At 57.9% G+C, this 7,341-nt stretch carries 10 protein-coding genes and 3 pseudogenes; 8 read left to right on the top strand and 5 right to left on the bottom strand.

Going from position 1 to position 7,341, the window contains the following annotated elements:
- Positions 1 to 212 (top strand): annotated as a pseudogene (locus ILT44_RS29535) (hypothetical protein); the annotation flags it as partial.
- Positions 213 to 245: 33 nt separating this feature from the next.
- Here ILT44_RS29535 and ILT44_RS31340 read toward each other — a convergent pair.
- Positions 246 to 441, bottom strand: a pseudogene (locus ILT44_RS31340) (IS3 family transposase); the annotation flags it as partial.
- 31 nt (positions 442 to 472) lie between these two features.
- Between ILT44_RS31340 and ILT44_RS31335 the strand changes: the two are divergent.
- The 4 genes and pseudogenes from ILT44_RS31335 to ILT44_RS29520 all read left to right on the top strand — a co-directional run.
- Positions 473 to 745: pseudogene (locus ILT44_RS31335) on the top strand (IS630 family transposase); the annotation flags it as partial.
- Between the two features lie 139 nt (positions 746 to 884).
- Positions 885 to 2,027, top strand: a complete 1,143-nt coding sequence (locus ILT44_RS29530) for a hypothetical protein (protein WP_204243180.1) — start codon at positions 885 to 887, stop codon at positions 2,025 to 2,027.
- Positions 2,028 to 2,083: 56 nt separating this feature from the next.
- A complete protein-coding gene (locus ILT44_RS29525; RefSeq protein ID WP_204243179.1) occupies positions 2,084 to 2,611 on the top strand; it encodes a hypothetical protein in 528 nt (175 codons plus the stop codon).
- A gap of 19 nt (positions 2,612 to 2,630) precedes the next feature.
- On the top strand, positions 2,631 to 2,840 hold the full coding sequence (locus tag ILT44_RS29520) for a hypothetical protein (RefSeq protein WP_204243178.1): 210 nt from the start codon (positions 2,631 to 2,633) through the stop codon (positions 2,838 to 2,840).
- Between the two features lie 443 nt (positions 2,841 to 3,283).
- Here ILT44_RS29520 and ILT44_RS29515 read toward each other — a convergent pair whose 3' ends face one another.
- Complete coding sequence (locus tag ILT44_RS29515) at positions 3,284 to 3,601, bottom strand: hypothetical protein (RefSeq protein WP_204243177.1); 318 nt, start codon at positions 3,599 to 3,601, stop codon at positions 3,284 to 3,286.
- Between the two features lie 212 nt (positions 3,602 to 3,813).
- On the opposite strand from ILT44_RS29515, the gene ILT44_RS29510 reads away from it, so the two are divergent.
- Positions 3,814 to 4,026 (top strand): hypothetical protein, encoded by a 213-nt coding sequence (locus ILT44_RS29510; protein ID WP_204243176.1) that lies wholly within the window; start codon positions 3,814 to 3,816, stop codon positions 4,024 to 4,026.
- Positions 4,027 to 4,055: 29 nt separating this feature from the next.
- Here the strand turns inward: ILT44_RS29510 and ILT44_RS29505 are convergent, their stop codons facing one another.
- The gene (locus tag ILT44_RS29505; protein WP_204243175.1) at positions 4,056 to 4,307 is read right to left on the bottom strand and encodes a WGR domain-containing protein; all 252 of its coding nucleotides are present in this window, start codon (positions 4,305 to 4,307) and stop codon (positions 4,056 to 4,058) included.
- A gap of 266 nt (positions 4,308 to 4,573) precedes the next feature.
- Between ILT44_RS29505 and ILT44_RS29500 the strand changes: the two genes are divergently transcribed.
- Both ILT44_RS29500 and ILT44_RS29495 read left to right on the top strand, forming a co-directional pair.
- Positions 4,574 to 4,771, top strand: a complete 198-nt coding sequence (locus ILT44_RS29500) for a hypothetical protein (protein ID WP_204243174.1) — start codon at positions 4,574 to 4,576, stop codon at positions 4,769 to 4,771.
- The gene (locus tag ILT44_RS29495) at positions 4,768 to 5,163 is read left to right on the top strand and encodes a peptidoglycan-binding domain-containing protein (protein ID WP_204243173.1); all 396 of its coding nucleotides are present in this window, start codon (positions 4,768 to 4,770) and stop codon (positions 5,161 to 5,163) included. The genes ILT44_RS29500 and ILT44_RS29495 overlap by 4 nt, the downstream gene beginning before the upstream one ends.
- A 46-nt stretch (positions 5,164 to 5,209) precedes the next feature.
- Here the strand turns inward: ILT44_RS29495 and repC are convergent, their stop codons facing one another.
- Positions 5,210 to 6,364 (bottom strand): plasmid replication protein RepC, encoded by a 1,155-nt coding sequence (repC, locus tag ILT44_RS29490; RefSeq protein WP_204243172.1) that lies wholly within the window; start codon positions 6,362 to 6,364, stop codon positions 5,210 to 5,212.
- A 173-nt stretch (positions 6,365 to 6,537) separates the two neighbouring features.
- Positions 6,538 to 6,750, bottom strand: coding sequence for a hypothetical protein (locus ILT44_RS29485; RefSeq protein ID WP_204243171.1), 213 nt, complete (start codon positions 6,748 to 6,750; stop codon positions 6,538 to 6,540).
- Positions 6,751 to 7,341: the final 591 nt, after the last annotated feature.

The raw sequence follows: 7,341 nt of genomic DNA, 5'->3' as shown, positions 1-7,341 counted from the left end.
AGCTCGCATCCAGCCAGCAGACTGAACGTCAACAGGAAGCAGTCATTGAGAGGCATCATGGCAACACGATCGAGCAGCTCTTCGCCAAGCTCAAGGCGCTGCTGCGCAAAGCGGGTGCTCGCACCAAGGAGGTGCTCTGGACCACTATCGGTGAAATGCTTGATGCGTTCTCGCCCGAGGAGTGCCGGAACTATCTCAGGAACTGTGGATAGAAGCCCGTCTAACTCAAAACTGCTCTAGTCTCACAAAGCCGCGTGCCTGCGCGGGCTGCCATAGCGACCCTGATGCTGGCATGGAACCGACGCACCTCCTGCAGCAGGCGCCGGTTTGCTATGCCGCTTTGGCTCTCCGGCCGGGAGTGCCAGGCAAAATAGCCACTGGCAGAAACCCGAGCACGCGGCACATGAGCCGCACCGGAAAGGTACGGGTATGCTGCCTGATACGCCGCCATCAGCCGGACCGCAGACGCGACCCACGCTGGCAACTGCACTTCACCCCTACCAGTGTCACATGGCTCAACCTGATGGAGTGCTGGTTATCGATCTTGACCTGACAGTGCCTGCAGCGCGGCACCTTTGCCAGTACCGATAGTCTTAAAGCCGCGATCCAAGCCTATATTGACCAGAACAACCGCGATCCCAAACCACTCGTCTGGAGCAAATCCGCCGATGAAATCCTCGCTAGCGTTAAACGCTTCTCCCAATGCACTTTGAGCTCACAACACCAGCACATTTCATCAGTTTAGCTGGAAAGTTCCGACAGCCGTCCTGAAGCTGGTCTCATAGCGATGGTGTTCATACACCTCGCTGCCATCATGCTGAAAATAGTTGTGCCAGACGCAATTCGTGTGAACCTCCTTCAATAAGGCAACACGGAGCACGCAATTGGACGCACATTCGGCCAGCCTCAAGTTGAGGCCCCGCAGCTTTGACGGCTGGGCTCTTGAAGCCATCAGCCAGTATGATGCGCAAGCTCCAGGCACGCTCAGGCGGGTGCTGTGCGCCTCGCGCTTGCGCCGACAGGCGATCTTCCTTGCCCTCAGCATGATTGGCCTCGACCCTACTGGCGATATGAAACAGCGTCTGCGGCCTTTGGCCAACCCTTTGTCCTGGGCCTACAATACTGACGCGGAGATTGCCTATATCCTCACGACGCGGCGCGTGCGGGACATTACCTATGCCCTGTTCGGGCCTGTAGAGGGACTGGCCGGAGCGCTCTGCCGTCTCGGCGACAGCCCTTTGCCCAAGCTGTCTTACCGCCGGCTGCTCAACATCCTCCGAGATCCCAACCTCCGCCATCAAGCCAAGGTCCTCCTGCATCTGCAACAGATCACGACCAATACGCTGTCGGTGCTGAACCTCTTAGATCGGATGTTTCTCCACCCGGAGATCGTCCGCCATTTCAAGCGCGTTGAGCAGGTCAGACAGTTCAATTCTGCCGTGGACCTGATCCGCCATCTGGCCCCCCAAATCAACGATAGGGACCTCGTGACTTCCCTAAAGGCAGGCTGTGGGAAGCGAAGCGGTGCTGCGGCTTGGGCTCAGCGCTGGCTGGAACAATCTGTGTTCGAGACGGTCTCTCTGATCCAGGACGATGATGAACTGGTGGCTCTTAGATCGGCGGCTGCGATGATTGATGCCGGCAATCGGTTTGGGAACTGCCTTGGCTCCAAGATCCCGTATGTGGCAACGGGACGAAAGTTCTATCTGGAGTTCAAGCCTAATCCTGCGATCATCGAGCTCATCGGCTTTTCGGACGGTTCGGTGAAGCGCTGGGCACTTGAGGATGTCCACGCACCTAAGAATGCCGCCGCTTCGCCTGAGCTGATGTCCCAAGTCCTTCAGAAGCTCAGCGAGACTACTATTCTTATCCCGGCCCGGCTCTCTTATGCTCAACCGTATAATGGGGCAGCCCGTCTCATGAGCATCTACGATACCATGGCGGGGGAACTCCATTTCCTGGCAAAAGAGCCGGAGGAAGTAGACAGTTTGGTAGAGGAAGACGCTCATGCAAGGCGGGCGGCGTGATCTCCACAGACCAGACTGCCCGACAACGCCTCTCGCCAGCTGCTCTGCGATGGACCATGATTGCAGTCGCCGGGTCAACTGAATTTGCATGGCCAGGACATGCGTCTTCCGGTCTATGGGTTCTCTTGATTTGGCTTATTCCGGTCCTTGTCACTATGCGAGCAAACTTCATTGAAGTGCTCGCTCGCGAGCTGGCGGGGCGCCGTGAACTCTCAGAGATGCGGCAGAAAGTTGAGGACCTTGAGCGCAAACTCATCCAGGCGCGGGCAAGCCTGGATGCAAGTGAGGCGAAAGCTCAGGGGAGTCAGCGACGACTGGCGGAGGCTACCGCCTATATCTCTCGTCTAGAAAAGGAACTTCTGACCGCTAAAGCAGCGAGCACGAGCAGCGCAGGACACTTGCTCTTCCGCCGCGTCGGTCTTGACCGCGACTGCCCGAAGTGGGTCGCAGAATGTGTCCGGCGTGAGTACCGGAAGCGTCTCCACCCTGACACCAAGGCTCCGCCGTACAAGTCTGAGGCCGAAAGGCGATTCAAGGAGGCAGAGCAGGTCTTCGAGCAGGTCTGGCTCATTCGAGAATTTTGAGGGAACTAGGAGAGGCGAGATGGCACGTGAAGCGATCCGAGACAAAAACCACATCATCATCGGCTACATCGAAGGGATACCTTCGGGCAGACGGGTTAGGCTCATGGATCGCGCCTTCAGAACTCTTGGCTGGTACCTCGAAGACCGAGACGTGACGACAGATGCGAACTGGCGCATCATTGGTCGAGGCGATCAGTTGCTACGGCTGATTCCGAACCATCAGTGTTGATTTCCGTAGACTACCGCTCTGCCCACAAACCGCTTACTCTCATGGAGCGACAGCATTGGTGCATCCAGTATTGTAGCCATCATCCCTGCGATGAGAGCCTTCAGTGTTCAACGCCCTTACGCACCAGAGGATCGGAGCGTTGATCGCACGCGAGGCCAGCCGTCTTGAGGTAATTTCAGCATTCCTGAGACTCGAACAAGCTGCAGATATCGCCGATGTTGCGCCAGAGTGCGTCAAACGTTTGCACTTCGGCTCTCCACGGATTCGCTTTAATTCTGGAGAAGGATCGCTTAATCGGGCTAAGATCGGACGAATAGGCTGGCAGACGTGGGCTCAACCTGCAGCGGCCACTGCCCGACGACATGCTCGAGATCGTGGCCGAAGGCACAAGGACCGACCAACCTGAGGTGGCTTGAATCGACTGTAACCTCCGAAGTTATTTTTCAGGAGCTGGGTTGGAACCGGGTTGTGTTGCTGAGCCCCTGTTCTGGAGTTGGCACTGCAGCGTGCGGTTCAACCTCGGCCTCATTGGCGCACTTCGAGGGCTTGGCCGTCATCTGCTCGCTTCGAGTAGGTTGGACGGGGCTCGTTGCAGCTTGTTTCTGGAGCCTACGATTCTTCCACGCCTGCAGCATCTCCTGCCTCAGCCCTGGTCGCGGTTTCGGAAGGGTTCGCCAGATCGTCAGCGTGAAAGCCTTTCCCACGGCGAGCACGAGGGCCATGCCATAAAGGAAAATGGTTGGCGAGAAACTCTCGTCCATTCGTTGTCATCCTCTCAGCGCCAGCTCGATACCATCACCCGTGTGAACTGTCGAAGCTCTGCCCAGACGTAGCCAGTGATCGGAGGGCGGCATTCTCGCTCCTAATCCTTCTACCAAAGTCTGTCTTTCTCAATCCTACCGATTGCTAAGGATAGGAGGCGGGGCAGGCCTCAAGAGCTCCTATATCGACCGTTCAGAGGTATCCACGACGAATGCTGAACATGAGATTGCTGCAAAAAGCTCAGACCTACTTCCGTAAGTCCGAATTGCCACCAGTCGCCCAGCGGCAGGCAACTGCCCATGATGAGCAAGCTGGCAGCTCACGGTCAAAGCGCGCCCAGATCAGGGATGTGCTGCGCCAGTACGAAAGAGGCAGTCTCAAGGAGGCTGAAGCTGTCGAAGAACTGCTCAAGATCCTGCGCTGAGAACAATTCAGGCACGCTGCGCTCCTCCCCTAGCCGATTCGCAGCACATAGCCGCGGCGATGCTTGCGCTGGAGCCAGGTTTCAAGGGCTTCCACTGCACGTGACTGGTTTTCGTAGAGTTCGACCCTCCTCTGTCCCGGCCTACCGATGCGGCCCCACTCGCGGATCAGGGTCGCATCACCGAACAGGCTGGGTTCGATCGACAGCACATAGTAGCGAGCCATGTTGCAGGTGGGGTCACACCTGTCGAGCACCAGGTACTGGATCGTGTCTGTGGGCATGCCTCCATGTTGGACAAGCGTATGGGCGAGGTCCAATCAAAGTCCTGAATCGATCAGGGACCAACGATTCATGGTGGTGATGCACCTTGTCAGCACAGTAGTTCATTCTGCTCATCGTTAACCCCTGGTTCACCCTAAAGACACACTAGCCAGCCCGCGAGGGAGCAAAACTGGGGCGGAGCCATTGTCCGACCACACTCCTCCTTTCTCACTGCCGAGAACAGATCGCACCGCGAACCTCCCTTTTTAGTACCTGAGAGTTCACTATGTCCAAGAGATATGCGTCCTCCCCTGTCGATTTCTCACGGGTGATCATCCTGGCTCTCGGCTTCGGTACCATCACGGGGTGGGGCATGTATGCACTCGCGAGCCGATCCGCTGCCGAAGTGGAAAGCCAGCTGTGCGGACAGGTGAGAAGCCTTCACCAGATCCAGATGGATCTTCTGACTGAACGACAGCCGTGAGTGACCTAGAGCAGCTGCAGTCTCAAGTTTCGAAGCTGCGGAGTGAAGCCGATCTTCTGACCCAAGCCAGAGACCTTGCCCAAGCCGAACTGGTGACCGCGGCGACTGGAATGAAGGATCTGCTCAGCCATCTGAACAAGTCCGGCAACGATGTCTCCACAACGGGTTCGATCAACACGAGCACGGTTGATGCCCAGCACCTCGTCACCGCCACAGCTCAGGAAACCCTGACGAAACTCGGCTACGGCTCGCTGAAGACCGACGGTATCGTTGGATCCGGCACCCGCAAGGCTATCACCGCGTTCCAGCGCGCCAACAAACTCTACGTGACGGGTGAGCTGGACGCTCCGACCCTGCGCCTTCTGACACCTGGCAAGCTGGCCAGCCAGTAATCGCGACCCTTCGAAGCTCTCAAAGGCTCAGAGGCATGATCTTCCCCTATGACATCCTTCGCCTCCGCATGGCCAGGAGTTCAACGGCGAGATCGATCTTGCCGGCTTTGACCATGCGGGTGAGAGCGCGGAAGTAGCCGCCCGGATTCTTGATCCGGCTCTCCCCGCCGTTCTTGGCTGCATCGTCCTCGTAGAGCTGCAGGACGTAGATCACCGCAATGGCCGCTCTGACGGTGCCGATATCCTCCACCGCCTCGGCCCAGGCGCTTTCATGCGCCCCGAGCGCGGCTCGCAGGTACCGGCCGGCTGAGACGATGTCCGCCAGGTCCCGCACCGGCTGGCCGTAGTCGCTCAAGGTGGGGCAGGCCTCAAGGATCAATTCCGGTGATAGGTGCTCCGAAGTTTGTTCGGTTGAACGAACCGCCTCAGCTTTCTTCGGAAAGCCTTTGTTACAAGGCTCACTAGGAGATCCGTTGTTGTTATTAGTGTGGCGGACTCCGAGTCCGGCTTTGCCCGCTTCATAGAAGACCTCTTCAACATCAGTTCTCAACAGCTGCCACGCATCCAGAAGATCGGCTGGCAGCGTGATCCTGGACCGGGTTGGCGTGCGTGCCTGGAGAGCTTTGAGCCGCGTCTCGAACTCAGAGCAATCCGTATCGGGGAAATGCTCGGCGAGCGCATTGAGGGCCTCCTCGGCAGCGCGCCGACAGATCGTGACCTCGTCAAAGGCCCGCTTCTGGACCTCCCTGAGCTGCTTCTGCTCCATGAGCATCACCGCCCAATCGCCCCGGCGGGCATAGACCGGGGTCAGATCGAACCCGAAGGCGTCAACCACCTGCCCGGCCAGATCCTTGACGGCATAGCGCTTGCCGTTGGGCGAGTCCTTGGGGGCGATCAGCTGCAGATCGACCAGCTGGCGCAGGATGCGCCGGATCGCCCGCTCGGTCAGGCCAGTGCGGCTCATGAGATAGTCGTTGGACGGCCAGACCAGCAGGCGCTCCCACTCCTGCTCGCCCCAGCAGGCGACGAGCTCGGACAGCACCGCCCTCTGGGCGGGCCTCAGGTCGAGCGCCTTGCCGGCCTCCCGGGCAGCGGCCGAGAGTTCTTTGCGTGTGACTGTGCGCCCGTCTTCGAGCGCAAGCTTCCTTGCGGCCAGAGCGGCATGTCTCAGCCGCCGGCCTCCTGACGATGCCAGTTGCATCGCACCCTCCATGTTGAGGGCAAAGCGGGAGCGTTCACCGAAACCGATGCTCTTGACAGTTAGCTTGTCGGGATGGCATAAGAATGTTGCTACACAATCTTTGCCCACCCCTCGCGGTGGTCTCCAAAGGCCCTCGAAGTTTCCAGCTTCGTGGGCCTTTTGCTTTGCCTGGGTTACGTCACCGTGTTTGGCTCCTTCCGAACAAAGGTGGTCTCAAGGGCGTGGTTGATAGCATCTTGGCGTGTCTTGAAGCGGCCGCTCTCGACAGCCTGGTCGATGGCAACCCCAATCAACTGAGGAACCCAGACGTTCATCTCCCGGTCACCCCGCTCGCGGCGGGCTTTCCGGAGGCGCTGAACACGCTCGATCCCTTTCACGTCAGGCATGGCACTCCACCCCATCGCACTTGTGACAGTTACGAGAAATGCCCGATTCTGAGTTGGCTGTGGAGTCGCGCGTCAAGAATCCATTCACAATAGATCGATTCAGCGGTGGGAAACTTCTTTGCGCAGAATCATTTAGCGGAAATGGCCGAGTCAATTCGCATGTAAAAGCCAGGTTCCAGGTGATTCTCAGTTACGCACTTGATTCGAATGTACGTAGTATTCGGAGCGAAACTCGATTCGCGGTGCCGCACTATGATTCTGAGACAGACCAGGAAGAACCGCTAAGATCTATCAACGGATCCAAGAGCTGCCATGGATATTCAGCCTAGATTATTGGCGCCATTAGAAAGTCGGTCTTGGTTAGGCGGGACAATTCCCTTGTCCATGCAGGGATGGCTCTCCTGGCAGGGAAGGACGTAAGCCTAGTTTACATTATGAATGTATCAGCCTAAGCGCACCGCAGGGTAGAGCCCGATAGATGCAATTGGCTTCTCTCGCTAGACCACTATCCATCTTAACCCTGGACCTCCAGGGTCCCCTGGTCCTCTCGCTAGCAGCGCCAGTCTGATTTACGGGCGCATCATCATTGGT

Source organism: Microvirga arvi (assembly GCF_016892765.1).
In the GTDB taxonomy this organism is placed as follows: Bacteria; Pseudomonadota; Alphaproteobacteria; order Rhizobiales; family Beijerinckiaceae; genus Microvirga; species Microvirga arvi.
Note: the sequence above shows the minus strand (reverse complement) of the source record. Positions and strands in the feature narration are given on the sequence as shown.

Bases quoted from the DNA above. Each gene is read 5' to 3' on its own strand.
- ILT44_RS29525 (WP_204243179.1), top strand. From the start codon at position 2,084: ATGATTGCAGTCGCCGGGTCAACTGAATTTGCATGGCCAGGACATGCG.
- ILT44_RS29520 (WP_204243178.1), top strand. From the start codon at position 2,631: ATGGCACGTGAAGCGATCCGAGACAAAAACCACATCATCATCGGCTAC.
- ILT44_RS29515 (WP_204243177.1), bottom strand. From the start codon at position 3,601: ATGGACGAGAGTTTCTCGCCAACCATTTTCCTTTATGGCATGGCCCTC.
- ILT44_RS29510 (WP_204243176.1), top strand. From the start codon at position 3,814: ATGCTGAACATGAGATTGCTGCAAAAAGCTCAGACCTACTTCCGTAAG.
- ILT44_RS29505 (WP_204243175.1), bottom strand. From the start codon at position 4,307: ATGCCCACAGACACGATCCAGTACCTGGTGCTCGACAGGTGTGACCCC.
- ILT44_RS29500 (WP_204243174.1), top strand. From the start codon at position 4,574: ATGTCCAAGAGATATGCGTCCTCCCCTGTCGATTTCTCACGGGTGATC.
- repC (WP_204243172.1), bottom strand. From the start codon at position 6,364: ATGCAACTGGCATCGTCAGGAGGCCGGCGGCTGAGACATGCCGCTCTG.
- ILT44_RS29485 (WP_204243171.1), bottom strand. From the start codon at position 6,750: ATGCCTGACGTGAAAGGGATCGAGCGTGTTCAGCGCCTCCGGAAAGCC.